The sequence below is a fragment of the Devosia sp. MC532 genome (genome assembly GCF_016461625.1).
In the GTDB taxonomy this organism is placed as follows: domain Bacteria; phylum Pseudomonadota; class Alphaproteobacteria; order Rhizobiales; family Devosiaceae; genus Devosia.
This window is the reverse complement of the sequence record NZ_JAEMNZ010000004.1, coordinates 96,765-122,039: the sequence shown is the minus strand read 5'-3', so window position 1 is coordinate 122,039 and position 25,275 is coordinate 96,765. Positions and strand designations below refer to the sequence as shown.

24 protein-coding genes and 2 riboswitches are annotated in these 25,275 nt (G+C 58.4%); of the genes, 19 read left to right on the top strand and 5 right to left on the bottom strand.

Annotation, left to right across the window (positions count from 1 at the left end):
• Positions 1–15: 15 nt before the first annotated feature.
• A complete protein-coding gene (locus JHC09_RS06790) occupies positions 16–1,659 on the bottom strand; it encodes an electron transfer flavoprotein-ubiquinone oxidoreductase (RefSeq protein WP_199531317.1) in 1,644 nt (547 codons plus the stop codon).
• 67 nt (positions 1,660–1,726) lie between these two features.
• Between JHC09_RS06790 and JHC09_RS06785 the strand changes: the two genes are divergently transcribed.
• Genes JHC09_RS06785 through moaB form a run of 3 tightly spaced genes read left to right on the top strand, consistent with a single transcriptional unit; the run spans position 1,727 to position 4,492 of the window.
• Positions 1,727–2,545: a uracil-DNA glycosylase gene (locus JHC09_RS06785; protein ID WP_199531316.1), complete on the top strand. Its 819-nt coding sequence runs from the start codon at positions 1,727–1,729 to the stop codon at positions 2,543–2,545.
• Positions 2,546–2,592: 47 nt separating this feature from the next.
• On the top strand, positions 2,593–3,978 hold the full coding sequence (locus tag JHC09_RS06780) for an MFS transporter (RefSeq protein ID WP_349236520.1): 1,386 nt from the start codon (positions 2,593–2,595) through the stop codon (positions 3,976–3,978).
• The gene (gene moaB / locus JHC09_RS06775; RefSeq protein ID WP_199531315.1) at positions 3,956–4,492 is read left to right on the top strand and encodes a molybdenum cofactor biosynthesis protein B; all 537 of its coding nucleotides are present in this window, start codon (positions 3,956–3,958) and stop codon (positions 4,490–4,492) included. The genes JHC09_RS06780 and moaB overlap by 23 nt, the downstream gene beginning before the upstream one ends.
• Before the next feature lie 43 nt (positions 4,493–4,535).
• Here moaB and JHC09_RS06770 read toward each other — a convergent pair whose 3' ends face one another.
• Positions 4,536–6,041 (bottom strand): MDR family MFS transporter, encoded by a 1,506-nt coding sequence (locus JHC09_RS06770; RefSeq protein WP_169195893.1) that lies wholly within the window; start codon positions 6,039–6,041, stop codon positions 4,536–4,538.
• A 353-nt stretch (positions 6,042–6,394) separates the two neighbouring features.
• Here JHC09_RS06770 and JHC09_RS06765 point away from each other — a divergent pair, with 353 nt between their 5' ends.
• Complete coding sequence (locus JHC09_RS06765; RefSeq protein ID WP_199531314.1) at positions 6,395–7,543, top strand: PA0069 family radical SAM protein; 1,149 nt, start codon at positions 6,395–6,397, stop codon at positions 7,541–7,543.
• On the opposite strand, the gene JHC09_RS06760 is transcribed toward JHC09_RS06765, so the two are convergent.
• Together JHC09_RS06760 and JHC09_RS06755 are read right to left on the bottom strand one after the other, a co-directional pair.
• On the bottom strand, positions 7,540–8,217 hold the full coding sequence (locus JHC09_RS06760; protein WP_182394838.1) for an HAD-IA family hydrolase: 678 nt from the start codon (positions 8,215–8,217) through the stop codon (positions 7,540–7,542). The genes JHC09_RS06765 and JHC09_RS06760 overlap by 4 nt on opposite strands.
• A 61-nt stretch (positions 8,218–8,278) precedes the next feature.
• Positions 8,279–8,860, bottom strand: coding sequence for a hypothetical protein (locus JHC09_RS06755; RefSeq protein WP_199531313.1), 582 nt, complete (start codon positions 8,858–8,860; stop codon positions 8,279–8,281).
• A gap of 176 nt (positions 8,861–9,036) precedes the next feature.
• Here JHC09_RS06755 and JHC09_RS06750 point away from each other — a divergent pair, with 176 nt between their 5' ends.
• The 3 genes from JHC09_RS06750 (at position 9,037) to JHC09_RS06740 (ending at position 11,436) form a co-directional block, all read left to right on the top strand.
• Positions 9,037–9,645, top strand: a complete 609-nt coding sequence (locus JHC09_RS06750; RefSeq protein WP_211200587.1) for a ribonuclease HII — start codon at positions 9,037–9,039, stop codon at positions 9,643–9,645.
• Between the two features lie 160 nt (positions 9,646–9,805).
• On the top strand, positions 9,806–10,864 hold the full coding sequence (locus JHC09_RS06745) for a site-specific DNA-methyltransferase (RefSeq protein WP_248306034.1): 1,059 nt from the start codon (positions 9,806–9,808) through the stop codon (positions 10,862–10,864).
• Positions 10,865–10,944: 80 nt separating this feature from the next.
• The gene (locus JHC09_RS06740; RefSeq protein ID WP_199531310.1) at positions 10,945–11,436 is read left to right on the top strand and encodes a GNAT family N-acetyltransferase; all 492 of its coding nucleotides are present in this window, start codon (positions 10,945–10,947) and stop codon (positions 11,434–11,436) included.
• Here the strand turns inward: JHC09_RS06740 and JHC09_RS06735 are convergent.
• Positions 11,433–12,470 carry an A/G-specific adenine glycosylase gene (locus JHC09_RS06735; RefSeq protein ID WP_199531451.1) on the bottom strand — a complete coding sequence of 346 codons (1,038 nt, stop codon included), beginning with the start codon at positions 12,468–12,470 and terminating at the stop codon, positions 11,433–11,435. The genes JHC09_RS06740 and JHC09_RS06735 overlap by 4 nt on opposite strands.
• 118 nt (positions 12,471–12,588) lie before the next feature.
• Between JHC09_RS06735 and JHC09_RS06730 the strand changes: the two genes are divergently transcribed.
• The 12 genes from JHC09_RS06730 (at position 12,589) to gcvPB (ending at position 25,220) form a co-directional block, all read left to right on the top strand.
• Positions 12,589–13,104: a DciA family protein gene (locus tag JHC09_RS06730; protein WP_199531309.1), complete on the top strand. Its 516-nt coding sequence runs from the start codon at positions 12,589–12,591 to the stop codon at positions 13,102–13,104.
• An 86-nt stretch (positions 13,105–13,190) separates the two neighbouring features.
• Positions 13,191–13,865 carry a thioredoxin domain-containing protein gene (locus JHC09_RS06725; RefSeq protein WP_169195886.1) on the top strand — a complete coding sequence of 225 codons (675 nt, stop codon included), beginning with the start codon at positions 13,191–13,193 and terminating at the stop codon, positions 13,863–13,865.
• A gap of 87 nt (positions 13,866–13,952) precedes the next feature.
• Entirely contained in the window at positions 13,953–17,408 is a 3,456-nt protein-coding gene (locus JHC09_RS06720) for an AAA family ATPase (RefSeq protein WP_199531308.1), read from the top strand.
• Between the two features lie 223 nt (positions 17,409–17,631).
• A complete protein-coding gene (locus JHC09_RS06715; protein ID WP_169195884.1) occupies positions 17,632–18,024 on the top strand; it encodes an AtpZ/AtpI family protein in 393 nt (130 codons plus the stop codon).
• 8 nt (positions 18,025–18,032) lie between these two features.
• Positions 18,033–18,803, top strand: coding sequence for a F0F1 ATP synthase subunit A (locus JHC09_RS06710; RefSeq protein WP_169195883.1), 771 nt, complete (start codon positions 18,033–18,035; stop codon positions 18,801–18,803).
• Positions 18,804–18,867: 64 nt separating this feature from the next.
• A complete protein-coding gene (locus tag JHC09_RS06705) occupies positions 18,868–19,095 on the top strand; it encodes a F0F1 ATP synthase subunit C (protein ID WP_169195882.1) in 228 nt (75 codons plus the stop codon).
• Positions 19,096–19,196: 101 nt separating this feature from the next.
• Positions 19,197–19,793 carry a F0F1 ATP synthase subunit B gene (locus JHC09_RS06700; protein WP_199531307.1) on the top strand — a complete coding sequence of 199 codons (597 nt, stop codon included), beginning with the start codon at positions 19,197–19,199 and terminating at the stop codon, positions 19,791–19,793.
• 5 nt (positions 19,794–19,798) lie between these two features.
• Positions 19,799–20,287: an ATP F0F1 synthase subunit B gene (locus JHC09_RS06695; protein ID WP_169195880.1), complete on the top strand. Its 489-nt coding sequence runs from the start codon at positions 19,799–19,801 to the stop codon at positions 20,285–20,287.
• 268 nt (positions 20,288–20,555) lie between these two features.
• A riboswitch (glycine riboswitch) is annotated at positions 20,556–20,643 on the top strand.
• Positions 20,644–20,739, top strand: a riboswitch (glycine riboswitch). It begins immediately after the preceding riboswitch.
• A gap of 50 nt (positions 20,740–20,789) precedes the next feature.
• Entirely contained in the window at positions 20,790–21,953 is a 1,164-nt protein-coding gene (gene gcvT / locus JHC09_RS06690; protein WP_199531306.1) for a glycine cleavage system aminomethyltransferase GcvT, read from the top strand.
• Between the two features lie 8 nt (positions 21,954–21,961).
• Positions 21,962–22,327 (top strand): glycine cleavage system protein GcvH, encoded by a 366-nt coding sequence (gene gcvH, locus JHC09_RS06685; protein ID WP_169195878.1) that lies wholly within the window; start codon positions 21,962–21,964, stop codon positions 22,325–22,327.
• 8 nt (positions 22,328–22,335) lie between these two features.
• On the top strand, positions 22,336–23,679 hold the full coding sequence (gene gcvPA, locus JHC09_RS06680; RefSeq protein WP_199531305.1) for an aminomethyl-transferring glycine dehydrogenase subunit GcvPA: 1,344 nt from the start codon (positions 22,336–22,338) through the stop codon (positions 23,677–23,679).
• Complete coding sequence (gene gcvPB, locus JHC09_RS06675) at positions 23,676–25,220, top strand: aminomethyl-transferring glycine dehydrogenase subunit GcvPB (RefSeq protein WP_199531304.1); 1,545 nt, start codon at positions 23,676–23,678, stop codon at positions 25,218–25,220. The genes gcvPA and gcvPB overlap by 4 nt, the downstream gene beginning before the upstream one ends.
• Positions 25,221–25,275 lie beyond the last annotated feature (55 nt).

Here is a 25,275-nt window from a genome sequence, read left to right as displayed (position 1 = left end):
GTACCCCAAGAAAAATTACATACCGCTATAGTTTGGACCGCTGCCACCCTCAGGTGGGACCCATGTGATGTTCTGGGCAGGATCTTTGATATCGCAGGTTTTGCAATGCACGCAGTTAGCGGCATGAATGCGGAACACCGGCGCGCCACCATCTTCGCTCATCTCATAAACGCCAGCAGGGCAATAGAGCGGCGCGGGCTCACCGAATTTGGGCAGGTTTTCGCGGACGGGAATGGTTGGGTCGGCCAGCCTGAGGTGGACAGGCTGGTCTTCGTCATGAGCGAGATTTGCCAGAAACACCGACGAGCTGCGGTCAAAGGTGATTTTGCCATCGGGGCGCGGATAGGTTTTGCCGGGGCCCGATTTGCGCTTGAGCTTTTCGGCGTCGCGCGTTGGCACGCCCGCCAGCTTGAGCGGGGAGGCCTTGAAAATGGTTGAGAACCAAAGATCGGTGCCGATCGCCAGCGAACCAAAGATGGTGCCGAGCTTGCTCCAAAGGGGTTTGGCATTGGCAACGCCTTGCAGTTCTTTGGCGATACCGGTGCGCATGATCGACTTGCCGAAATCCTCGATCCGATCATGGGCGCGCCCAGAGGCGACCGCAGCGCCGACCGCGTCGGCGGCACCAATACCGGAGAGAATGGCATTGTGAATGGCTTTCAAGCGCGGGGCATTCATGAAACCGGCCGCACAGCCGATGAGGCCACCGCCGGGGAAAGCAAGGCTCGGGATAGATTGCCAGCCACCGGCCGCAATAGTGCGGGCGCCGTAGGATAGACGCTCGCCGCCCTCTAGGAGGCTGGCGATGGAGGGGTGGGTTTTAAAAGCCTGGAACTCGTCAAAGGGCGAAAGGCTGGGGTCGGCGTAGTCGAGATAGGTGACGTGGCCGACATAGAGCTTGTTGTCTTCGGCGTGATAGACAAAGCCACCGCCATTGGTGTCATTGCCCAGCGGGAAGCCGAGGTAATGATCCACCCTGCCCGGCTGATGTTTATCCGGCGACACCTGCCAAACTTCCTTGATGCCGAGGCCATAGTGCTGTGGGATTTTCGCGAGGTCAAAATCGGCGATCACGTGTTTGGCGAGCGAGCCGCGCGCGCCTTCCGCAATGAGCGTATATTTGGCTTCGAGCGCTATGCCTTCGGCAAAACCATCCTTGGGGTTGCCGTCACGGGCGCGCCCAAGGTCGCCGGTGATGATGCCACGCACCGGGCCGTTTTCTGATTGCAACACGTCGACCGCAGCGGTCATCGGGAAGATATCGACGCCCAATTCCATGGCCTGCTCGCCTAGCCATTGCACTAAGCGGCCAAGGCTGATGATCACGCCATCCTTGGTTTTGAGTTGCGGCGGCACGAGTGCGTGCGGGAGCGGGAAATCACCGGTTTTTGTCAGGAAATGGTAGGAATCGCTGGTCACATCGGGGCCGACGGGCGCGCCTTTGAGCCGCCAGTCGGGGATCAGCGCGTCGAGGCCGACCGGATCCATGACGGCTCCGGAAATAATGTGTCCACCGATTTCGGCGGCTTTTTCCACCACGGTCACGGCAATGTCAGGGAAACGCTGTTTGAGGCGAATTGCAGCGGCAAGCCCGGAAGGACCGGCCCCGACAATCAGCACATCTGTGGACAGTATCTCTCTATTGCCGGCTTCAGCCATGTGGATTCTACCTTTGGGGCCCGCGCGCGACTGTTCGCACCCGTTGGGGTGTGACATAACAGGGGCAATGTCTCAAGATCAGCAACTCAACAACGACGAATTGCTCTCGGTTCTCGAATGGTATCGAGCAGCCGGGGTCGACCTCGCCGTGGGTGAGGACGCAATTGATCGGTTTGCGCAGAAGACACAACAGGCTGCCGCGCCGCGCGCTGCTGTACAGTCTATGCAACAGGCGTCCCAGCCTGCAGCCCCGCCACCGCTGGCGGGACCAATCGGTGGCGACCCGGGTGAAGCCCAAAGATTGGCCGCAGAAGCCCCAACCTTAGAGGCGCTTAAGACAACCCTCGAAAGCTATGACGGGTGTGGCCTCAAATTTCGCGCCACACAATTGGTGTTCGGCGAGGGCAATCCTGAGGCCAAGATCGTTATTATCGGCGATCCTCCGGGGGCAGATGAAGACCGTGAAGGGCGTCCATTTGCGGGGCGAACTGCAGATTTGCTGACGCGGATGCTCGCCTCCATCGGGCTCGATTGGGACAGCGTTTATGCGCTCAACACCATTCCGTGGCGTCCGCCCGGTAATCGCGCGCCGACGCCCGAAGAGCTTTCTTTGTGCCTGCCCTTCCTGCACCGCCATGTTGAGCTGATCGGGCCGCGCCTCGTGATGACTATGGGCCAGATGGCGACGCAGACTGTGTTCCAGTCCACGAGCAGCATCATCAAGATGCGCGGCAAGTGGCAGGATGTGAGCATTGGCAGCCATTGTGTGCCAGCGATTGCTACGCTGCCGCCCGGCTATCTGTTGCGCAACCCGGCTGCCAAGCAGCAGGCTTGGCGCGACCTCTTAAGTTTCAGATCAAGAATGGCAGAATTGTCTCTGCCTTAAGTCTGTGTTCGTACTTGCTCAAAGATAATCCCCGGACTGTTCGCGGTGTGTCGCGTTACGGTCATATTGGACTGGTTGAAGACCAGAATAATTTAGCGGGTACGTTTTGCGGCATGGCTTCCGTCATTAAAATTTACGCCCTGTTCCTCGGCTCGGCACTCCTGATGTTCGGCGGCGGCCTGCAGGGGCTTTTGCTTTCCGTCCGTGGCGCAGAAGAAGGCTTCTCACTGTTTTCGCTCGGTCTGATCGGCACGGGCTGGTCGATAGGCTTTGTGGCTGGCTCTATCTTCGTGCCCTTTGTGGTGCGCAAGGTCGGGCATATTCGCGCCTTTTCGGTGATGGCGGCGATCGGCACTATCACGATCCTTCTCAATCTCTTGATGATCAACGATGTCAGCTGGATCGTGTTGCGCGCGCTCTCTGGCTTCTGTTTTGCCGGCGCGGCAATGATCGTCGAGAGCTGGCTCAATGAAGTGGCTGACAATCGCAGCCGCGGCACCATCTTCTCGATCTACACCACCATCAATATGACCGCCTCGACCATGGGCCAATTGGCCATGTCGGTGACGGGCACTGCGGGCTATATCCCCTTCATTATCGGCGCGATCAGCTTTATCTGCGCGGTTTTGCCAACCGCCATGACGTCGAGCCCACAGCCGCGTCCTCTGACCTCGGCCAAGCTCGACCTGCCCCTGTTGATCAAGACATCGCCGGTAGCGGCTGTTGCCGCGCTCTGCTGTGGCATGGCCAATGGTGCGTTCGGCACGCTCGCGCCGGTCTACGGCTTTGAGCAGGGAATGGACGCGAGCGGTATTGCGCTGCTGTTTGCCATTGCTGCTATTGCTGGCGCTATCGGACAGATCCCCTTTGGACGCTTGTCCGATAAGATCGACCGCCGCAAGGTTATGGCAGGCCTCGGTTTTGGCGCAGCTGCCGTGGGGCTGCTGGTTGTCCTCTTTAACCCTGGGCCCGGCTTCCTGATGTTCGCGCTATTTGGCCTTTATGGGCTGGCGGCGAACCCGCTCTACCCGATCTCTGTGGCCCATGCGAACGACTTTGCTGTCGATGGCCAATTCGCCAAGGTGGCGGGTGGCATGTTGCTGATCCACGGGATCGGCCTTGCCATTGGCCCGACGGCTGCGTCGATCCTGATGGGGCAAATTGCGCCGATGGCGCTGTTTATGGTGACGGCAACCTTCCACGCGCTGGTCGCCACTTTTGCACTGCTGCGTATGCGCGCCCGCAAATCGAAAGATGCGTCGGAACGCGCGCCATTCAAACCAATGGGGACTGAGACGCCAGAAACGGTGAATCTTGATCCGCGCAGCGACATCGAGGCGTCGCAGGATTTTTCTGTTGCGAGCGAAGAAGCTGTGCCAGAGGAACTGCGGAACACGAATGGAGACGGCTATGTTCAAGGCAGCAAGGTTTGACGATCGGGCGTTTCGTCCCCTTACCATAGCGGTCGTGGCGGTTTCCGATACGCGTACTCTGGAAACTGACACTGGCGGCGCGCTGCTCAAATCGCTGCTCGAAGCGGATGGCCACACCTGCTTTGAGCGCGCGGTGGTGCGCGACGACATTCAAAAGATCCGCGCCGTGGTGCAGGGCTTTGTCGCCAACCCCGATGTTGACGTGGTGCTGACCACGGGCGGCACCGGGTTTTCGGGGCGCGATGTGACCCCAGAGGCCATCGAGCCTTTGTTCGATAAGCGCATGGAGGGGTTCTCCGTGCTCTTTCACCAATATTCGGCCACCACAGTGGGGACGAGCTCGATCCAATCGCGTGCGACTGCGGGATTGATTGGCGAGACCTTTGTGTTCTGCCTACCGGGCTCGCGCGGCGCCTGTCGCGATGCGTGGGAAGGTATTCTCACCCACCAGCTCGATTACCGGCATAAGCCGTGTAATTTCGTCGAGCTGATGCCCCGGCTTTCTGAACGATAACAGCATAAAAAAACGGCGCCTGAGGGCGCCGTTTCGTTTTTCATTAGTGGCCAGCGAAACCTTCGCCCGGACCTTCGCCTTCCGGCTTTTTAACAAACCAAGCGGCAATCAGCATCAGCACGGTGGCAATGCCACCGCAGATGAAGCTGGCCCGAACGCCTGCGGCCATAGCTTCTACTGGGGCAATGCCCTCAGCCATTTGTGCGGCAGAGGTCAGGCTCATCAGCGCCACGAAGAGCGCGATACCTGCGGCACCAGCAACCTGCTGCACCGAGCTCAGGGTCGCACTGGCGTGCGAATAGAGCGGCTTGGGAACAGAACCCATGGCGGCGGTGAACATTGGGGTGAAGACGAACGCCAGGCCGATGCTCATGATGATGTGGGCGGCGACAACCAGCCAGACCGGGGTATCGGTACCGACGAAGCTGAAGAACCACATGACAGCGGAAACGGCGAAGACACCCGGCACCATCAGCGGACGCGGGCCGTATTGGTCATAGAGGCGACCAACGAGCGGCGCGAGAACGCCCATGATCAGACCACCGGGCAGCATGAGCATGCCGGTCTGCAGCGTATCAAGACCGAGAACCTGCTGGGTGTAGAGCGGCAGCATGATCGAGGACCCGAGCAGCGCCACCATCGCCAAAGAGGCGGTGACCAGCGAGACAGAGTAATTGCCGTGGGTCAGAACGCGCAGATCAAGCAGAGCCTTGTCGGACTTCTGCAGCTGGATCTGGCGCCAGACGAAAATGGCCATAGCGACAACGCCGACGACCACAGGAACCCAAGCCGGCATCGACGCGCCCTGCTCGGCGGCGTGTTCAACACTGCCGCCATGACCGCCGCCGCCTAAGCTCGAGAGACCGAAGACCAGACCACCGAAACCGAGCGCCGACAGGATCACCGAGATGACGTCGAGCGGGGTCTTGCGCGGTTCGGAAACGTTCTGAACCTTGAGGTAGCCGACGACCAGCGTAACAATCGCAATCGGCAGGGTGAAGTAGAACATATAGCGCCAAGCGAAGTGGGCGAGGATGAAACCACCAATGGTCGGGCCAATGGCAGGCGCCACCGACATAACGATGGAGATATTGCCCATAACTTTGCCGCGGCCATTTGCTGGAACCAGCGACATAACGGTGGTCATCAGCAGCGGCATCATGATCGCGGTGCCAACGGCCTGCACGACACGACCAACAATCAGCAGCTCAATGCCGGGCGCAATCGCACAGATCAGAGTGCCGACCGAAAAAATCGAGATCGACGCCGTGAAAATCGGACGCGTGTGGAAGCGCTGGAGCAAATAGCCGGTGATCGGGATCACGATGGCCATAGTCAGCAAAAATGCTGTCGTCAGCCACTGGGCAGAACCAGCCGTGATGTTGAGATCAATCATGAGCTGCGGAATGGCAACGCTCATGATGGTCTCGTTCAAGAACATGACAAAGGCCGACACCAGCAAAAGGGCTATGACCAGATTATTGCGCGCCGCATCTTCCGGCTGGTGTGGCGCAGCCTTAACGGCTCCGTCCATCGTCGCTTGCGACATCGTATTACCTCAAAAAATAAGCGCAAACAGAACCGACGACGGGAGGCCGCTCTGGTTCAGTTGCGATGCAGTGTCTAATTTCGGTGTCAGGTCATGTCAGTAGGATGACACTAGGGCATCCAACGCGCCTTGGGCGTCTTGGAGAACTGCGAGTGAGCAAGACAGAGCCAAGTTCTCTATGCCCCTTGCCTCCCTTCGTAAAGTCTTGAAGTGCATGGCAGCCTTGACCACATGACGCACAAAGGCACCTCGCGGAACTTATTTGTTCTTGTTACGTTCTCCTAATTAACCTAATGAGAAGATGTCGGCTGAAGAGCGCGATTCTTCCGTCGGGTTTGAGCTGGAGACACCAGATGGCGCTTTATCAGGCCCCCTCTTTCGAAGCATTGGAACGTCTTAGCCGCAGCAGGGATGCAGACCTGACGCGCCGCGAACTGGTCAACCCGGATCGTATTCGCGGGCGCGGTGCGCAGTCCAATGCCAGTGGCCGATTTGAAGCGTTCCAGCGCGAAAGTTTTGACGATGGTTGGGACAATGTAGAGCCCATGCCGGTGTTCGAAACGGTGGAACACACCGAACGCGCCAAATCGATCATCACCAGCAATGACAGTCCCGATATCGCCTTTGAGCGCTCGATCAATGCTTATCGCGGTTGCGAGCATGGATGCTCTTATTGCTTTGCGCGACCAAGCCACGCCTATCTCGGGCATTCAGCCGGGATTGATTTTGAGCGCGATATTTATGTGAAGACCAATGCGGTCGAGACGCTCAAGGCCGAGTTCGCCGCCAAGAATTATCGTCCAAAGCCAATTGCCATGGGCACCAACACCGACCCCTATCAGCCAGCCGAGCGCAAGCACCAGCTGACCCGTGGGATTTTGGAGGTGATGCTGGAGACCAAGCATCCGGTGATGATCACCACAAAATCGGCTCTTATTCTGCGCGATCTCGATCTCTTGGAAGAACTGGCCAAGCTTGGTCTGGCCAAAGTTGCCATTTCGGTGACGTCGATGGATCACAAGCTGAGCCGCAAGATGGAGCCTCGCGCTTCCTCGCCTGCCCGTCGTCTTGAGGCCATAAAGGGGTTGAGTGAGGCCGGGGTACCGACCGCAATTTTTGCGTCGCCTATGATCCCGGCGATCAATGATATGGAATTGGAGCGCATTCTTGATGCGGGCAAAACGCAAGGGGCGATCAGCGCACAGATGATCCTGCTGCGTCTGCCGGGCGAGGTGCGCGATGTGTTCCGCGAATGGCTGTTGCGCCATTTCCCCGATCGCGTACGGCATGTGCTTTCGCTGGTGCGCGACACGCGCGCGGGCAAAGACTATGACTCGCGCTTTGGCACGCGCATGACCGGCGAAGGCCCCTATGCCACGCTGCTGAGCCAGCGTTTTGAAAAGGCCCGGGAGCGCTATGGGCTCGACGCCAAGCTGCCACCACTGCGCAATGATCTTTTCGTGGCGCCCAAGCTCGAAACCAATCAGCTGAGCCTTTTCTAAGCGGCTAGCACTTTTGATTTGATCAGATCGAGCACGGCGGGATTGGTGTAGTCAGGCGTGGCAAGGGTCGCGCCTGCTTTGCGCAGTTCGCTTTCGGAAATGCCGGTGGCGAGGCCAATTGTGGTAATGCCTGCACCTGTGGCCGAGGCTATGCCGGTGCGAGAGTCCTCGAATGCGACGCTGTTGGCCGCCACCGCGTTGAGGTGGCTAAGGCCTGTCAGGTAAGGCAGTGGGTGCGGCTTACCCTGCGCCAGATCATCGGCTGAGATGATGTGAGAAAAATACGACCGCGCTTTGATGCCATCGATGATGAGGTCGGCATTGGCCATTGGGGCATTGGTAACAGCGGCCATGGGAATGGCGTGACTGCGTGCCCATTCGAGTAGATCCATCAAGCCCGCGAGCGGCTCAATCGAAGTCGCGACCAATTCGCGGAACAGCGCTTCCTTGCCGTCGAGAATTTGCTTACGGCGCTCGAGGCTTTCGCCGGGAATGAAATGGGCAGCGATGGCTTCATTGGCGAAGCCTTGAATATGTTTGGCGTAGATCTCGTGGTCAATGACATGCCCATAAGGGCCAAACACCTGATTGAAAGCCGCGAGATGGATCGGATCGCTCTCCATCAAAGTGCCATCAATATCAAACAGTAAGCCAGCGCCGAGATTAAGGGTCATATCCAAGCCTTCAATTGCGGGGCTCGGTTAGCACATGGCAACAGAGGCGTCACCTCTGGACTTAGTATTGGGCGACCTTGCGCGCGTGCGTAGACATAAAGTCCAGCGAAGCCAGAACGCCCTGTGTCGAAAGGCGCGTTTCGACCGGTCGTATTTGACCCACGACCGGCACCGAGAGGATGAGAGCGTTGCGCTCCTTCATGTGTTCCAGAACCGTCGCAGAGAGCGCTTCATCCGAGATAAAGAACTGATTGATGGTGTTGTCTCGGATTTCCAACGAAGTACCCATCTTCAGCGCAATCGGCGGGAGGTTGGTGAACTTGAGCTGTATGGGTCGCGACTGGTCATAGCTCAGCTTGTCGGCAGCGACGGTGATGGCGATATCGGTCGCGCCATCTAAGCGGTTGAGCACCATTGTCAGCTTATAGACGGGCAGGTTTGCCGAATTCATCTCTTGGCTGGCAGTGCTGGCAAAGCACGAGTAGCCGTACCAAGAGTTCGCTTCTTCATCGATGAAATTGGGACAGGCAGCGAGCCAATCGCGATTGTATTCGCGATACTCGCCCGACGAATGCTGAAACGGCTGAGCGGCGGCTGAGACGCAAAACAGCAATGGGACAAGAGCGAAACCAGATCGACGCACGTGAACTCCTCTCCTTTGCTCCTCAACCAGACTCTTGTATCAACCTGCTGGGCTTGCCGATACCAACAATCGGCTTGGTTTGAGGTATCCCTATGGCAAAGCGAAAAGATCTTCACACAGCTTCAGCAGATATTTTCACCGCCCCCGTTGCCGGGCCGGACTTTAGCCATGAGGCCATGTTGCTCGATCGCGGCGCACTCTACGTCGCCGGTGTCGATGAAGCGGGACGCGGCCCCCTTGCAGGGCCTGTGGTGGTTGCGGCTGTTCGCTTGGACCCCAACCGCATCCCGCAAGGGCTCAACGACAGTAAGAAGCTGACCGAGGCAAAGCGCGAGGCGCTTTATGAAGAGATCATGGCCTGCGCCGACGTCGCTATCGTGAGCGCGCCGCCGACGGACATTGAAACCCTTAACATTCGTGGGGCGACGCTTGCGGCTATGGCCAAGGCCGTTGCAGCCCTCCCGCAAAAGGCCGACCGAGCGCTTATCGATGGGCGCGATGTGCCACCGGCCCTGCCCTGTCCCGGAATTGCTCTGGTCGGTGGTGACGGGCGCAGCGTGTCAATTGCGGCTGCGTCTATTGTCGCCAAGGTCACGCGCGACCGCATGTGTGCCATTATGGATGCTGACGCGCCCCATTTTGGCTTTTCCGGCCACAAGGGATATGGCACTGCCGCGCATATGAAGGCCTTGAAATTAAACGGCCCATGTCGCCACCACCGCAGTGAATTCGCCCCAATAGCGGCCCTGCTGGCGGCAGGTAATGCGAGAGAATTGGAGAATTAACTCCTCGCTAACCCATTAAGAACGCTCCATTAACTTCAGCACGCTATAACGGGCTTGTTAGTATTGCGTTAGGGTTAAGAGCATGTTGAGTACCGCGCGTGCGGTCGCCAAGACCGATGCGGAAAGGGAGACTTCACGTCTTCCGATCGATACTGTCCTTATGGGCGATTGCATCGACCATATGAACAGCTTGCCGGCCGGCTCTATCGATCTCATTTTCGCAGATCCCCCATACAATTTGCAGCTGGAACAGGGCCTCACCCGCCCGGACCAGAGCAAAGTCGACGCCGTCGATGACGATTGGGACAAGTTTGAAAGCTTCGCCCATTACGATGAGTTCACACGCGCTTGGATGGCTGCTGCCCGCCGCGTTTTGAAGCCCGATGGGGCGATGTGGGTCATCGGCTCCTATCACAACATTTTCCGCGTTGGCACGGCATTGCAGGACCTTGGGTTCTGGATGATGAACGACATCGTTTGGCGCAAGGCCAATCCGATGCCGAACTTCCGTGGCACACGCTTTACCAATGCGCATGAGACGCTGATCTGGGCTGCCAAAAGCCAGAAGAGCCGCGTCACCTTCAACTATGAAGCCATGAAGCTGGCCAATGACGACACGCAGATGCGGTCGGACTGGCTCTTCCCGATCTGCACCGGCAATGAGCGCCTCAAGGGTGAAGACGACAGCAAGCTGCATCCGACGCAGAAGCCGGAAGCGCTGCTGTTCCGCATCCTGAACGCGACCACTAAGCCAGGCGATATTGTGCTCGATCCATTCTTCGGCACCGGCACCACTGGCGCCGTCGCCCGCAAATTGGGTCGTCACTTTATTGGGATCGACCGCGAAGAAAATTACATCAAGGGTGCACGTGAGCGTATCGCCGCCATTCGCCCAGGTGTTTTCGAAGCGCTGCAACAGATTAAGCCAAAGCGCAAAGAAACGCGCATTCCATTCGGTTCCTTGGTTGAACAGGGACTAATTGAAGTCGGCGCTGAACTTTTTGATAGCCAACGACGTTTCACTGCCATGGTTCGTGCAGACGGCTCACTCGTCTCAGGCCACCATCAGGGTTCGATCCACAAGGTCGGCGCTCTGGTGACTGGAGCTGAGTCATGCAACGGGTGGACTTTCTGGCACCACGAACAGAACGGCGCTGTCGCCCCGATTGATAGTCTTCGGGAAGGCATCCGCCAACAACTCGACCGACTTTCTGCCTGAGGTTGACCTCCAAAGCATTCGTCAGGCTACTATATGGCCGCTGGTTCGCCAGCGGCCTTTTTGTTGCTGGGGGATGAGACATGGTGGTCACTATTCGCGCCATCACCTTGGGTGATGCTGCGGGGTATAATGCTGTGGTGGGCGCTGTGGCACGGGAGCAGAAATATCTGCGGATGACCGATGCGCCGCCCATCGAACGCACCCGAAACTTCGTCGCCCACAATATTGAAAGGCGGAACCCACATTTGGTTGCGGTAAACCAAGATGTGGTCATCGGCTGGTGCGATATCTGCCGCGAACCCGATATGGCAAGGCATGTCGGCAGCCTCGGCATGGGCGTCATGAGTGGTTTTCGGGGGAGAGGCGTTGGGAGCGCGCTCATGAAATCGGCACTCGCAGCGGCAAAAGAAGAAGGCTTCAAGCGGATTGAGCTTGAGGTATATGCCAGCAATACGAAGGCCATTGCCCTTTATGAGCGCTTCGGATTTCAGCGTGAGGGATTAAGGCGCAAGGCCGTGTGCATTCAGAACGCTTGGTACGATGTAGTCCCAATGGGCTTGCTGTGGTTTTAGACGGCGTACTCAAAGCCTGCAGCTGCCAGAACTTTGCGGAAAAGCGTCGGCAGGGCCTCGCCCTTGAGCGCCTGAGGCTCTGCCCACCAGCCTTCGGAGAGTGCATCGCTTGGCACCACGGCAGACCAAACCTCCAGCTCCAGCCGGAAGTGGGTGAAGACATGGACGATTTGCCCGCGCGGGCGCCAATCGGCGGAGACAGGGTATAGCGGCTCGCCCAGACTATCGCCCCAAACAGACGTCGGCACTTCGGTCATGCTGGCGAGAAGGCCCTTGCTCGGACGAGTACGCAGATAAACATCGCCTGCGCTATCGAGCATGACAAAAGCATGGCCCTTGCGGACAGGCTTTTCGACTTTGACCGGTTTGACGGGATAGGCCAGCGGCTGCCCCTCTTGGCGGGCTTCGCACCCATCATGCAAAGGACAAATCAGGCAGGATGCAGTGCGGGGAGCGCAAATCGTGGCCCCCAAATCCATCATGGCCTGGGCAAAATCGCCAGCGCGCGAGGGAACAGCAAGCTGCAAGGCAGAGCGAAGCTCGGGTTTGGCGTCGCGGACCGGTATATCTAGGGCGTAGTAACGAGCCAGGACGCGGTCGAGATTGCCATCGAGCACGGCGATCTCTTCATCAAAGCAAATGGCAGCGATCGCCGCGCTAGTGTAGGCGCCGATGCCGGGTAGACTCTGGAGAGCAATGGAGGTTTGCGGAAATGTGCCGCTATGCTCGGCGACCACCGCGACCGCACAGGCGTGAAGATTTCGCGCCCGGGCGTAATATCCCAAGCCCGCCCATTCGCGCAGCACGCTGTCGAGCGGGGCTGCCGCCAGATCATGCACGCTTGGCCAAAGGCTGATGAAGCGGGTGAAATAGGCTTTTACCGCTGCAACAGTTGTCTGCTGCAGCATGACCTCGCTGAGCCAGATCCGGTAGGGATCCGGTTTTATCCCCTGTTTGCGCGCCTCAGGCGAAACGCGCCAAGGCAGATCGCGCGCATGAGCGTCGTACCAGCGCAGAACGCCGTCTGAATCGATGGGGTGCGGGGCAGAAAGGGGCATAAGGTGACCTATGCCGGGCACAGTTTTCTGGCAAGCCCCGCAGCATTACCGCGAATTCACTTGTCTGGGTGCCGTCCGTGACCATATTTGGGGCATGGCAGACAAACTACCCGAATATAAGCGGCGCAATAGGGCGACCTCGGTGGCCGACGCTCTGTCGGGCGCGCTCGACCCCGTGCTGCGCAAGCGCGGCTTTGCCGGTCGGGATATTCTTACCCAGTGGCGCAATATCGCGCCGCGCCCCTTTGACGAAACAACCCAGCCACACAAGCTGAGCTGGCCCAAAATTGCCAATAGCGCTGAAGGCGCTACTCTTTATATCCGCTGCGCGCCGGGCACTGCATTGTTTGCCCAGCATGAGGCGGCCAACATCGCCAAGGCGGTGAACCTTTATTTTGGATATGTACTGGTGGACCAAGTGCGCCTTTCGGCCGAACCGTTCATCGCCAATTCAGGTCCAAAGACCGATAAGGCCTATGTTCCAAGCCCACAAAGCTTGGAAAAAGTAGGCAAGTTGACTGAGACAATCGAAGACGACAGCTTGCGTCAGTCGCTCACAACCCTTGGCCTAGCGCTCGCACGCAGGGCTGAAACGAAACGGAAAACATAGGCGATCAACGCCTGTTGATGTCAAAGCCCTCTTGCCGACACTTTTCTCCAGTGTAGTGTCCGCAAAATTGGAATTAGGAGCTAAACGTGAAGTTCAATCGCCGCGATACACTCATTCTTGCAGCTGCCGCGTCGGCGGTAAGCGTTGCTGGCATTTCCGCAGCACAGGCTGCTGATGGTGATATGGTCGATGTTGCCAAGCTTATGGCTCCTGCTGGCGACATTGCTGACAAGTTCGAAGGCAATGCCGACGCACCTGTCACCGTGATTGAATATGCATCGCCAACTTGCCCGCACTGTGCGGCGTTCCATAACAACGTTTATGGCCCGTTCAAGGAACAGTATATCGAAACTGGCAAGGTGAAGTTCATCGTGCGTCCGTTTGCGCGTAACGCAATCGACGCGGCCATCTTCCTGCTCGCTGAAGCTGCTGGCGAAGACAACTACCACAATGTCATCGCGACCTACTTCAAGACCATGAACGAATGGAGCATGTCGGATAAGCCACGCGACGCGATCTACGCTGTCGCGCTGCAGTTGGGCTTCACCGAAGAGAGCTTCAACGCTGCTCTGACGAATCAGGCTATCTTCACTGGTATCGAAGCGCAGCGCGAACAAGCAGTGAATGAGTTTGGCCTTTCCGGGACCCCGACCTTCTACGTCAACGGCAAGACGCTTTCTGGCGGTAAGTCGCTCGAACAGCTGGCTGAAGCCATCGACCCGCTGGTTCCTGCCGACTTCGTCGCTCCAGCGGCGCAGTAATTCTGCCCTGTCTGAGCAATTTAGCGCAGACATAAGATTTGAGAGGGTGCGCATAGCGCGCCCTCTTTTGCGTTGCCGCGCGCCCTCATGAAATTTCAGCGGCTCAAGCTTCACGGCTTTAAATCCTTCCCCGATGAAAGCGTGCTCGTCATGGAGCCGGGCCTGACAGGCATTGTCGGCCCCAATGGCTGCGGGAAATCGAACCTCGTCGAAGCGATGCGCTGGGTGATGGGCGAAAGCTCATACAAGGCCATGCGCGCCTCGGGCATGGACGACGTTATCTTTTCGGGCTCGGGCAATCGCTCGGCGCGCAATTCGGCCGAAGTGACGCTGGTGCTGGATAATACCGACCGCAGCGCGCCAGCAGCGCTGAACTCAGCCGATGTTTTGGAAGTAACGCGCCGGATTGAGCGGGAAGCCGGCTCTGTCTATCGGGTGAACGGGAAAGAAGTGCGGGCACGTGACGTGCAGATGCTGTTCGCTGACGCCTCCACGGGTGCGCACTCTCCTTCTATGGTGCGGCAGGGACAGATCGGCGAACTTATCTCGGCCAAACCGACGGCGCGACGGGCGCTGCTTGAAGAAGCGGCGGGGATTTCGGGCCTGCATTCGCGGCGCCGTGAGGCGGAAATCCGGCTTCGCGCGGCGGAAACCAACCTTGAGCGCGTTGACGATGTGGTCGCACAGATCGAAAGCCAGCTTGAAACCCTCAAACGGCAGGCGCGACTTGCCACGCGGTATCGCGCCCTATCAGGGGATATTCGGCGCACAGAGGCGACACTCTTTCATATCCGCTGGGTTGCGGCGCGCGTCGCCGAGAAAGAAACTGAAGCAGCGCAGGCGGTGCTTATTCGTCAACTGGCGGATGCCACCCACGCCGAACACCAGGCCCAAAAGGCCGCAGAACTGGCCGAAGCCGCAGTTGCCCCGCTGCGGGAGCGGGAAGCTGTGACCGGAGCGGTACTGCAACGCTATACGATTTTAGCAGAGCAATTGGCCGAAGAAGCACGGCGCATGAGCCAGCGGCGTGTTGAGCTACAAAACCGGCTGCAGCAGATCGCAGCCGATGGGCAACGTGAGCGGACGCTGGTTGCGGAATGCGAAGCAGCGATAGACGCCTATAATAATGAGCGCGCTGATCTCGAATATGAAATTGAAGGATCGCAGGACGAGAGCGTAACCGCCCGCCAAGAGGCTGAGTTGGCGCAAGCCGCGGTCACGCAAGCGGACGCTGCGGCTCGGCAGGCAACCGAAGCCTTGGCGCAGTTGCGCGCTATGCGCAGCCAAACGCAGCGCAATGCGCAAGAGGCTATGACGCGCAAACGCAGCCTCGCCCAGCAATTGGCCGAGCTGGAAAGCGACTATCAGCGTGTGATCGATGCACTCAACGCGGACCAGACCGTTTCAGCACGACGCGATATTTTAGAGGGTGCGCAAGAGGCAGCCGAAATCGCCGAGGCCAATGCACTGGAGGCCGAAGCCAAGGTTCACCTCGCGCAAGAAAAGCTCGATGGGGCGCGACCACGCCTACGCGAGCTGGAAACGCTGGTGACGAGCCTTGAGGCGGAAGCGGCGACGCTCAATAAAATGCTGGTGACAGGCACGGGGGCGTGGCCCGCTATCGTCGATGAGCTGCAGGTTGAGCCGGGGTATGAAACAGCGCTGGGCGCGGCATTGGGCGATGATCTCGAAGCTTCATCGGACAGTGATGCGCCGATCCATTGGTCCCCGGCCCTAGACCGCAGTGAAGATCCGAACCTGCCGCAAGGGGCAGAGCCCTTGTCGCGCTATGTTTCGGGCACGCCGCAACTCAAGCGTCGTCTTGACCAGATTGGTCTTATTGATGCGGCAGACGGGCCAAGCCTGATGAAAGCACTTAAACCCGGGCAGCGACTGGTGACCCTTGAAGGGGCTGTTTGGCGCTGGGATGGTTTGATTGCGGCAGCTGATGCACCGAGCGCAGCCGCACTTCGTCTGGCGCAAAAGAACCGACTGCTTGAGCTGGATGAAGACATCATTCGCGCCAAGGGCGAACGCAATGCGTGGAAGCGTGAGGTCGATGCTCACGCGACAGCGCTTGACGTTGCACGGGGTAGCGAACGGCATTGCCGGGAAGCGTGGCGCACTGCGCAACACGCTATCGCCACGGCGCAGACTGAACTCGACAAAGCCCAGCGCGCTCTTTCCGATCTCACCACTCGCAAATCGACGCTGGAAGATGCAAAACTCCGCGTGGCGAGCAGTGTGGGTGACGCGGAAATGGCCGAACAGGCCGCGCTCGACGCTTTGGCAGATCTGGCAGACGAAGACGCGATGGCTGCGGCGGCACAGGCGACACAAAGCCATGTCGTTGTTTTGCGCGAAAAAGCCGATGCGGCGCGCCTACACCTCAATACGCTCGAATCAACCAAGCGCCTGCGTACGACGCGCCTTGAGCAGTTGACGCGAGACATGGCCTCCTGGCAGCGGCGCCTCGATGGCGCGCGCAATCAATTGGCGACACTTGATGACCGCACCGCCGATGTGCAGGACCAACTCGCCGATATGGCAGATTCGCCGGACGGGTTCGACGAACGCAAAGCCCAACTCGATGAGCAAATCGACATCGCCAGCGAGGATCATCAAGCCGCCGTCGAACGATTGAATAATGCACAAAACGCGTGGCGGGAGACCGACCGAGCGGTCAAAGCCGCAAATGATGCTCTCAATAATGTCCGCATTGAGCTTACCCGCGTTGAAGAGCGGCTCAAGGGGATCATCAGCCAGCGCCTGCAGATTGAGCGGCAGACCGAAGAGAACCTCGGTATTCCGGCAAGCCGCACGCTGGAAGCCTCAGGCATTCGGCCGGAAGAAGCGCTGCCCGCGGAACAACCCACCGAACAGAAGCTTGAGCGGCTCAAGGCCGAACGCGAGCGTTTGGGTGGAGTGAACTTATCGGCAGAGAAAGAAGCCGAGGAGATTCAGGAAAAGCTCGACACCATGGTGCGAGACCGCGACGATATTATTGAGGCGATCGCCAAACTGCGTGTGGCCATCGGCAATCTCAATCGCGAAGGGCGCGCGCGGCTCAATGAAGCCTTCGGCAAGGTCAATGCGCATTTCCAAGAGCTCTTCACCACGCTGTTCGGCGGCGGCACGGCGGAGCTGACCTTTGTGGAAAGCGATGACCCGCTCGAAGCAGGTCTCGAAATTATTGCCCGACCACCGGGTAAGAAGCCTCAAACCATGACACTTCTCTCTGGGGGTGAGCAGGCGCTGACAGCAATGAGCCTAATTTTTGCGGTGTTTCTGACCAACCCCGCCCCCATCTGCGTGCTCGACGAAGTGGATGCGCCACTCGATGACGCCAATGTCGAGCGATTCTGCAATTTGCTCGACTCGATGCGACACCGGACCCAAACTCGCTTTATGGTGATTACCCATAATCCAATAACCATGGCACGGATGGATCGGCTTTTCGGGGTCACGATGTCAGAACGCGGGGTCAGCCAGCTCGTTTCTGTCGATCTGCAAACCGCGGAAAGCTACCTAGAGACCGCCTAGGCTCTCGGTAATTCTTAAGAATCTTCACGTGCCGCCACCACTTCGCCACTCTTGCGCGCAGGACAGCATGCCGCACCCCTCAAACATTCAAAATTCAGGCGCGACAACAATAACTTACACAGTCGCAGCGCGCCTTGACACGTTTCGGGGCCACCACTATGTTGCGCGCGACTTAAAGGGCGACCGGAAATCCTCCGGAAAAGCCGACTATAGGGAGTTGCGGATGAACATACCTCCGGACGACCAAGGTCAGCCGAAAAGTGCCCGCGACGCGACGCGCGATCTTGCATCACGCATCGCTTCGGCCAAGAAGGAGCGCGATCTAGCGAACGGTAACGTTGCTGGTGGCGCTTCAGCAGATGCGAATGGAATGGCCCGCGGTATGCGCATGGGCTCCGAGTTCGTAGCGGCAATTTTGGTGGGAGCCGTAATGGGTTATCTCATCGACCTTGGTTTAGGAACGACGCCTTGGGCCATGATCATTTTGTTGATCGTAGGCTTTGCAGCAGGCGTCAAAAATGTCGTTCGTACAGCGAACGAAATGAATGCCGCTTCGACGGTTGGGACCAATGAAGGCCCTGCTGACGCGAAGCGCGACGATAAAGATGACGCTTAGAGGGCTCCATGGCCGGTACTGACCCGATCCACCAGTTTGTCATCACCGATCTGATTCCGATTCATGTCGGAGATGAGGCCGCTGGTACCGCACTGAATCTCTCGTTCACCAATTCGGCCCTATTTATGGCCGTTACGGTGGTGATCCTGACTGGTTTCATGGTTCTCTCCTCATCGCGTGCGGCGATGGTACCAAACCGGTTCCAGATGGCCGGCGAACTTCTATATAGTTTCGTCGCCAATATGTTGCGAAGTTCAGCGGGCACGGAAGGCATGAAGTTCTTCCCGTTCGTATTCTCGCTCTTTGGTTTCGTGCTCGTGGGTAACCTCCTCGGCATGTTCCCATACTTCTTCACCACAACCTCCCACATCATCGTTACTGCCGCTTTGGCGTTCCTCGTGATCGGTGTTGTGATCGTGTACGGTTTCTTCCGTCACGGCTTTAAGTTCCTCAAGCTGTTCGTACCGTCGGGTGTTCCCGGCTACGTTCTGCCGATTGTGGTGCCGATCGAGATCATTTCGTTCCTCTCGCGCCCAATCAGCCTTTCGGTTCGTTTGTTCGGCAATATCCTTGCCGGCCACATCACCCTGAAGGTTTTCTCTGGTTTCGTAGTTAGCCTTGGTGCCCTTGGCGCTCTCGGCTGGCTGGGTGCACTGCTGCCGCTCATCATGACGGTTGCAATCACAGCACTCGAACTCCTCGTCGCAGTCGTGCAGGCCTATGTGTTTGCAGTTCTGACTTCGATGTACCTCAACGACGCGGTTCACCCATCACACTAAGACGTTGAGTCTCTCAAACGGCGGCTTTTCGCCGGTAAACTTTGACCCTCGAAAGGACAAACAAATGGACGTTGAAGCCGCAAAGATGATCGGCGCCGGTATCGCAACCCTGGGTATGGCTGGTGCCGCCCTCGGCGTGTCGAACATCTTCTCGAACTTCCTCTCGGGCGCACTGCGCAACCCGTCTGCTGCTCCAAGCCAGACCGGTAACCTGATTTTCGGTATGGCTATGACCGAAGCACTGGGCATCTTCTCGTTCCTGGTCGCTCTGATCCTGCTGTTCGTTGCTTAATTAGCAACTTTAAGCGATCAATTCCGCAGCCGGATATTTTGTCCGGCTGCGCTTTATCTGGCCTCACGCCGGATGACCGGAATTAACGGGACACCGACCAGATGGTAACGCAAGCCTACGCTCAAGAAGCGGCAACGCCGACCGACGACACCGCGGTCCACGCTGACCACTCAGACACTCATGCAACTGTTTCGCATGGTGACGGTCACTCAGACGTGTTCCCGCCATTCGATCCGGCTACCTTCCCCAGCCAGTTGCTCTGGCTCGCAATCTGTTTCGCAGCGCTCTACATCCTGATGAGCAAGCTGGCACTCCCGAAGGTCGGCAAGACCATCGAGACACGCCAGGCGACGATCGCAGCGGACCTCGCTGCTGCCGACGCTGACCGTCAGAAGACCGACGCTGCAATCGCATCGTATGAAAAGGCACTTGCCGAAGCCAAGTCTAAGGCTCAGGCGATCGCTGCCCAGACACGCGACGCAATCAATGCCGACATCACTGCAAAGCGTACCGCTGCAGAAGCCGAACTGACCGCCAAGGTCACAGAAGCTGAAGCGCGTATCGCAGCGACCAAGGCTGCCGCACTCACTAACGTTGATGAAATTGCTGCCGACACCGCACAGGCTGTCGTTGGCCAGATCGTTGGCGACGTTTCTGCCGACAGCATTCGCGCTGCCGTTGCTAAGGTGAAGGGTTAATCGCCATGCCATACTGGATGGACAATAGCTTTTTCGCCCTCGTAGGCCTCGTGATCTTCATTGGCCTGCTGGTTTACCTCGGCCTGCCACGCATCATCGGCGGCATGCTCGATAAGCAGATCGCCAAGATCGAAACCGATCTGTCGGAAGCCAAGCGCCTCCGCCAGGACGCAGCTGCCCTGCTCGTTGAATACGAACAGAAGCGTATTGCTGCTGAGAAGGACGCTCAGGACATCATCGCTTCGGCTCAGGAAGAAGCGAACCGTCTGACTGTTGAAGCTAAGGCTTCGCTGGAAGAGCTCGTCACCCGCCGCACCAAGGCTGTGGAAGACAAGATCGCCCAGGCAGAATCGCAGGCAATCGCGGAAGTCCGCGCACGCTCTGCAGATCTGGCAGTAGAAGCTGCCCGCGTTGTGCTCTCCGATGAAATGAACCGCAATGGCGGCAAGATCATCGACGCAGCTATCGCGGACGTGAGCACCAAGCTCAACTAAGTCTGATACTAGACAAACGAATTTAAAGGCGGGCAGCAATGTCCGCCTTTTTTGTTTTGACGCTTGGGTGAGGAATACCCCCTCCTGGCCTCCCCCCTAAAAAGGGGAGCGATTGGACCGAGTGCGCGCAAAGGCTGCCACGAGCACCGGAATGCCCCTCCTCCGTCGTTCAGGCGAGGTTGGGTGGGGCACTTACCAGCCACACCTCGCGATCCGGACCAAAAACGACCATGCCGAATTGACGCAGGCGCAAAACTCGCGCATGGTCCGGGCAACTGCGGGAGAGACTGGCAACTGCCAGCGCCGAAGGAGCAACCGCCCCGGAAACTCTCAGGCAAACGGACCGCAGTTAAACGAACACTCTGGAAAGCGAATTGGCCGAGCCAATTCCACCGAAGGAGCAACTGGCGCTCAGCCAGGAAATCTCTCAGGGCAAGGACAGAGGGGGCACGCACTCCGCGACAGCGGAGGACATCGTGCTGACCTCTAACCCGAGTTGTTCATGGCATCTTCAGGCCCAGAAGACCTACATCAGACCCCGCTTTACGAAAAACACGTCGCTGCGAGCGGCCGCATCGTCCCGTTCGGGGGCTATGCCCTGCCCGTGCAATATCCCAGTGGGATAATGAACGAGCACAAGTGGACCCGCGACAATGCCGGCCTGTTCGACGTCAGCCATATGGGACCGAGCTTTGTCCGTCTCAATGCGCCAAGCGGTGACGCCGAAGCCGATCACGCTGCAATTTCCGCTCTAATTGAACCTCTCATTTGCGGGGATATTGCCAGTCTCAAACCCGGCCAAATCCGCTATTCGCTCCTGCTTAATGAACAGGGCGGCATTATCGACGATCTGATGATCGCCCGGTCCCCTGATGAGGCCGGTGTGCTTTATGTGGTGGTCAACGCCGGGACCAAGGATAGCGACTTCGCGCTGATCGAGAAGGCACTGGGCGACAGCGCCAAACTTGTTCGTGCGGACCACGACAACGCCCTTCTCGCGCTGCAAGGCCCTGAAGCGGTAAACGTTATTGCCGGTCTTATCCCGGGCGCGGTCCAACTTGGGTTTATGACCCACGCCAATTTGAGCTGGAACACAATTCCGGTGACCACCGCCCGCGCTGGATATACGGGCGAAGATGGTTTTGAAATTCTCCTCCCCGCAGCGCATGCCGAAGATTTCTGGGATGCCCTTCTCACCGATGATCGGGTGAAGCCAATCGGTCTTGGTGCTCGGGACAGCCTACGCCTCGAAGCTGGCCTGCCGCTTTATGGGCATGACCTCAACGAAACGATCTCCCCCATCGAAGCAGGCTTAGGCTTTGCCGTATCGAAGCGCCGCCGGGAGGCCGCAGATTTTCCGGGTTCGCATCGCATTCTGGCAGAGCGCGATGGCCAGCTGAGCCGCAAACGCGTTGGCATGATCATCGAGGGCGCCCCTGCGCGCGAAGGCGCTGAAATTACCGATAGCGCTGGCACTGTCATCGGCGTCGTCACCAGTGGCGGCTTTGCGCCATCGCTGAACAAGGCCATCGCTCTTGGCTTTGTCAGCCCAGAACACGCCGCCATCGGCAGCAAATTGCAAGTTGTCGTCCGCAACCGAGCGCAAGCCGCCGAAGTTGTTGAGACGCCATTCGTCCCACACCGTTATTTCCGCAAATCGATCTGAGGCCCCAGATGACCACCAAGTTTACCCAAGACCACGAATATATTCGCGTTGAAGGCACCACGGGCGTTGTCGGCATCACGCCATACGCTCAAGACGCGCTTGGCGACATTGTTTTCGTCGAGCTGCCAAGCGTCGGCAAAGTCCTCAAGAAGGGCGATGAAGCAGCCGTGGTTGAATCGGTCAAAGCGGCATCGGAAATCTACGCTCCAGTTGCGGGCACCGTTACCGAAGTCAATGAAGCGCTGAGCGGCGAGCCAGGCTTGATCAACACCGATCCGGAAAATGCCGGTTGGATCTACAAGATCGAGATCGCCGATGCCGGCGAGCTGGATGGCTTGCTCGATGCCGCTGCCTACGCAGATATGACGAAGTAAGACCCTCGATGCGATATCTTCCCCACTCTGCCCACGAACGTGCCGACATGCTCGGCACCATTGGCGCGGCCAATGTTGAGGCGCTGTTCAGCGCCGTGCCAAACTCCGCACTCAAGAGTTTCACCCTTGATCTGCCAGCCCATAGTCCTGAGTTCCTGGTTGAAGCGCATATGCGGGCGCTGGCGAACAAGAACCATGCTGCAGGCAATGGACCATTCTTCGTTGGCGCTGGCGCTTACCGGCACCATATTCCAGCGACCGTGGACCACCTTATCCAGCGTTCAGAATGGCTGACGGCCTATACGCCTTATCAGCCGGAAATCTCGCAGGGCACATTGCAGATGCTCTTCGAGTTCCAGACGCAGGTGGCCAAAATCACCGGCATGGATGTGGCCAACGCCTCGCTCTATGACGGCTCGACCGGAACAGCCGAAGCGGTGCTGATGGCGCGCCGCATCACCCGCAAAAACCGCGTTCTGCTCTCGGGCGGCCTCCATCCGCATTATCGCGATGTGGTAAAAGCCTATCTCAAGGATGATCCCAATCTCGTCTGCCTCTCCCCCTCCCCCGAGGGACAGGGAGACATTCTGGAGCAGATCGACGGCAACACTGCCGCCATCGTCATCCAGACCCCGGATTTCTATGGTCACCTGCGCAATCTTAAAGCCGCAGCGGACGCCGCACACGCCGTTGGGGCGCTGCTCATTGTGGTTGTCACTGAAGTCGTGTCCTTGGGCCTTCTCGAGGCTCCTGGTGCGCTTGGGGCAGACATTGTTGTGTGCGAGGGCCAATCGATTGGCAACGCGCTGAACTTTGGTGGACCTTATCTCGGGCTGATGGCCTGCAAGAAGGAATACATCCGGCAAATGCCGGGACGCTTGTGCGGTGAAACGGTTGATGCCGACGGCAACCGCGGATTTGTGCTGACCCTTTCGACGCGCGAGCAGCATATCCGCCGCGAGAAGGCGACGAGCAATATCTGCACCAACTCGGGGCTCTGTGCCCTCGCCTTCTCTATCCACATGGCACTGCTCGGCGAAGCGGGCTTTGTGCGCCTCGCGCGGCTCAACCACGCGAACGCCATCAAGCTTGCCGACGCACTGGCTCGCGTTACGGGCGTCAGCGTTTTGAACAAAACGTTCTTTAATGAAATGACCATCCGCACGGGCAAGCCTGCCGATCAGGTGGTGGAAGCGCTGGCGCGCAAGGGCATTTTGGCTGGGGTTCCGGCAAGCCGCCTGCTGCCAAACGATCCAGAGGTTGAAAACCTCATTATCCTCGCTGCAACCGAGCTGACAACGGAGAGCGATATTGCAGCCCTGACAGCGGCGCTTTCGGAGGTATTGGCATGAGCATGAATACGCAAGGCCGCCCGACGGGAGTGGGCACTGCCAGTACCGGCGCTTCAGGTTCGGCGCTGCTGCCCGACGAGCCGCTGCTGTTTGAAATTGGCGATACCGAACATTCCGGCGTTGATCTGCCTGATGTTGAAATCACCACTGCGCGTCTGGGTGGGTTTGAACGCAAAACCAAGCTCGACCTCGCGGGACTGACTGAACCGGAAGCCATGCGCCATTATGTGCGCCTGTCGCGGCTCAATCACTCGATCGATAGCGGCATGTATCCGCTCGGCTCGTGCACAATGAAGCACAATCCGCGGTTGAACGAAAAAACCGCACGCTTGCCGGGCTTTTCAGACATTCACCCGCTGCAACCTGTCTCGACGGTTCAGGGCGCGCTGGAACTAATGAATGAGCTCAGCCACTGGCTGATGACCTTGACCAATACGGCAGCGGTCGCGCTATCGCCCAAGGCGGGTGCGCATGGCGAACTCCTGGGCATGATGGCCATCAAGGCTGCGCAGGACGCCAAGGGGGAAAGCCACCGGACCGTCGTTCTGGTTCCGGAAAGCGCGCATGGCACCAATCCGGCCACGGCGGCCTTCCTAGGCTATACGGTTAAGCCAGTGCCAGCCAAGGCAGACGGGACCGTAGACGTGGAAGCGGTGAAGGCTGCGATTACGCCAGACGTCGCCGCGATCATGCTGACCAACCCCAATACCTGCGGGCTGTTCGAGCCGCAGGTGATCGAGATCGCCAAGGCGATCCACGATGCAGGGGCATATTTCTACTGCGATGGCGCGAACTTTAACGCCATTATGGGTGTGGTGCGTCCGGGCGATCTTGGCATCGACGCCATGCACATCAACCTGCACAAGACCTTCTCGACGCCACATGGCGGGGGCGGACCGGGCGCAGGTCCTGTGGTTCTGTCCGAAGCGCTGGCGCCTTTCGCGCCTGTGCCGTTTGTCCGCAAGGGCGCTCAGGGGCTGGAACTGGTCGAGCATGTCGAGAGCCAAGCTCTGGGCCGCGTAACGGCCTTCCACGGGCAGATGGGCATGTATGTGCGGGCGCTGACCTATATGCTCAGCCACGGCGCTGACGGGCTGGCGCAGGCGGCAGAAGACGCAGTGCTCAACGCGAACTACGTCAAGGCGCGGCTTCAGCATCTGTTCTCGGTTCCGTTCCCGGATTATCCGACGATGCACGAAGCCCTGTTTGACGACAGCTTCCTCAAGGACACCGGCGTCACCACGCTCGATTTTGCCAAGGCACTGATCGACGAGGGCTTCCACCCAATGACCATGTACTTCCCTCTGGTTGTGCACGGGGCGATGTTGATCGAGCCGACAGAAAGCGAAAGCAAGCAGACCTTGGACCGCTTCTGCGATGTCATGGCGGAGCTGGCGACCGAGGCAAAATCTGGCAATGCCGCTCGGTTCACCGGCGCACCTATGAAGGCACCGCGTCGACGCCTCGATGAAACGCGTGCAGCGCGTCAGCCGATCCTCAAGTGGGAACGAGCAGCCGAAATGCCAAAGGCCGCTGAATAAAGAAAAGGCCCGGAGCGATCCGGGCCTTTTTATATGATGTCAGAAGCTCCTGCCC

Bases quoted from the DNA above. Each gene is read 5' to 3' on its own strand.
- gcvH (WP_169195878.1), top strand. From the start codon at position 21,962: ATGACCACCAAGTTTACCCAAGACCACGAATATATTCGCGTTGAAGGC.
- moaB (WP_199531315.1), top strand. From the start codon at position 3,956: ATGTTCAAGGCAGCAAGGTTTGACGATCGGGCGTTTCGTCCCCTTACC.
- JHC09_RS06695 (WP_169195880.1), top strand. From the start codon at position 19,799: ATGCCATACTGGATGGACAATAGCTTTTTCGCCCTCGTAGGCCTCGTG.
- gcvPB (WP_199531304.1), top strand. From the start codon at position 23,676: ATGAGCATGAATACGCAAGGCCGCCCGACGGGAGTGGGCACTGCCAGT.
- JHC09_RS06770 (WP_169195893.1), bottom strand. From the start codon at position 6,041: ATGTCGCAAGCGACGATGGACGGAGCCGTTAAGGCTGCGCCACACCAG.
- JHC09_RS06710 (WP_169195883.1), top strand. From the start codon at position 18,033: ATGGCCGGTACTGACCCGATCCACCAGTTTGTCATCACCGATCTGATT.
- gcvPA (WP_199531305.1), top strand. From the start codon at position 22,336: ATGCGATATCTTCCCCACTCTGCCCACGAACGTGCCGACATGCTCGGC.
- JHC09_RS06745 (WP_248306034.1), top strand. From the start codon at position 9,806: ATGGGCGATTGCATCGACCATATGAACAGCTTGCCGGCCGGCTCTATC.
- JHC09_RS06760 (WP_182394838.1), bottom strand. From the start codon at position 8,217: ATGACCCTTAATCTCGGCGCTGGCTTACTGTTTGATATTGATGGCACT.
- JHC09_RS06740 (WP_199531310.1), top strand. From the start codon at position 10,945: ATGGTGGTCACTATTCGCGCCATCACCTTGGGTGATGCTGCGGGGTAT.
- JHC09_RS06750 (WP_211200587.1), top strand. From the start codon at position 9,037: ATGTTGCTCGATCGCGGCGCACTCTACGTCGCCGGTGTCGATGAAGCG.
- JHC09_RS06705 (WP_169195882.1), top strand. From the start codon at position 18,868: ATGGACGTTGAAGCCGCAAAGATGATCGGCGCCGGTATCGCAACCCTG.
- JHC09_RS06765 (WP_199531314.1), top strand. From the start codon at position 6,395: ATGGCGCTTTATCAGGCCCCCTCTTTCGAAGCATTGGAACGTCTTAGC.
- JHC09_RS06785 (WP_199531316.1), top strand. From the start codon at position 1,727: ATGTCTCAAGATCAGCAACTCAACAACGACGAATTGCTCTCGGTTCTC.
- JHC09_RS06715 (WP_169195884.1), top strand. From the start codon at position 17,632: ATGAACATACCTCCGGACGACCAAGGTCAGCCGAAAAGTGCCCGCGAC.
- JHC09_RS06790 (WP_199531317.1), bottom strand. From the start codon at position 1,659: ATGGCTGAAGCCGGCAATAGAGAGATACTGTCCACAGATGTGCTGATT.
- JHC09_RS06720 (WP_199531308.1), top strand. From the start codon at position 13,953: ATGAAATTTCAGCGGCTCAAGCTTCACGGCTTTAAATCCTTCCCCGAT.
- JHC09_RS06700 (WP_199531307.1), top strand. From the start codon at position 19,197: ATGGTAACGCAAGCCTACGCTCAAGAAGCGGCAACGCCGACCGACGAC.
- JHC09_RS06730 (WP_199531309.1), top strand. From the start codon at position 12,589: ATGGCAGACAAACTACCCGAATATAAGCGGCGCAATAGGGCGACCTCG.
- gcvT (WP_199531306.1), top strand. From the start codon at position 20,790: ATGGCATCTTCAGGCCCAGAAGACCTACATCAGACCCCGCTTTACGAA.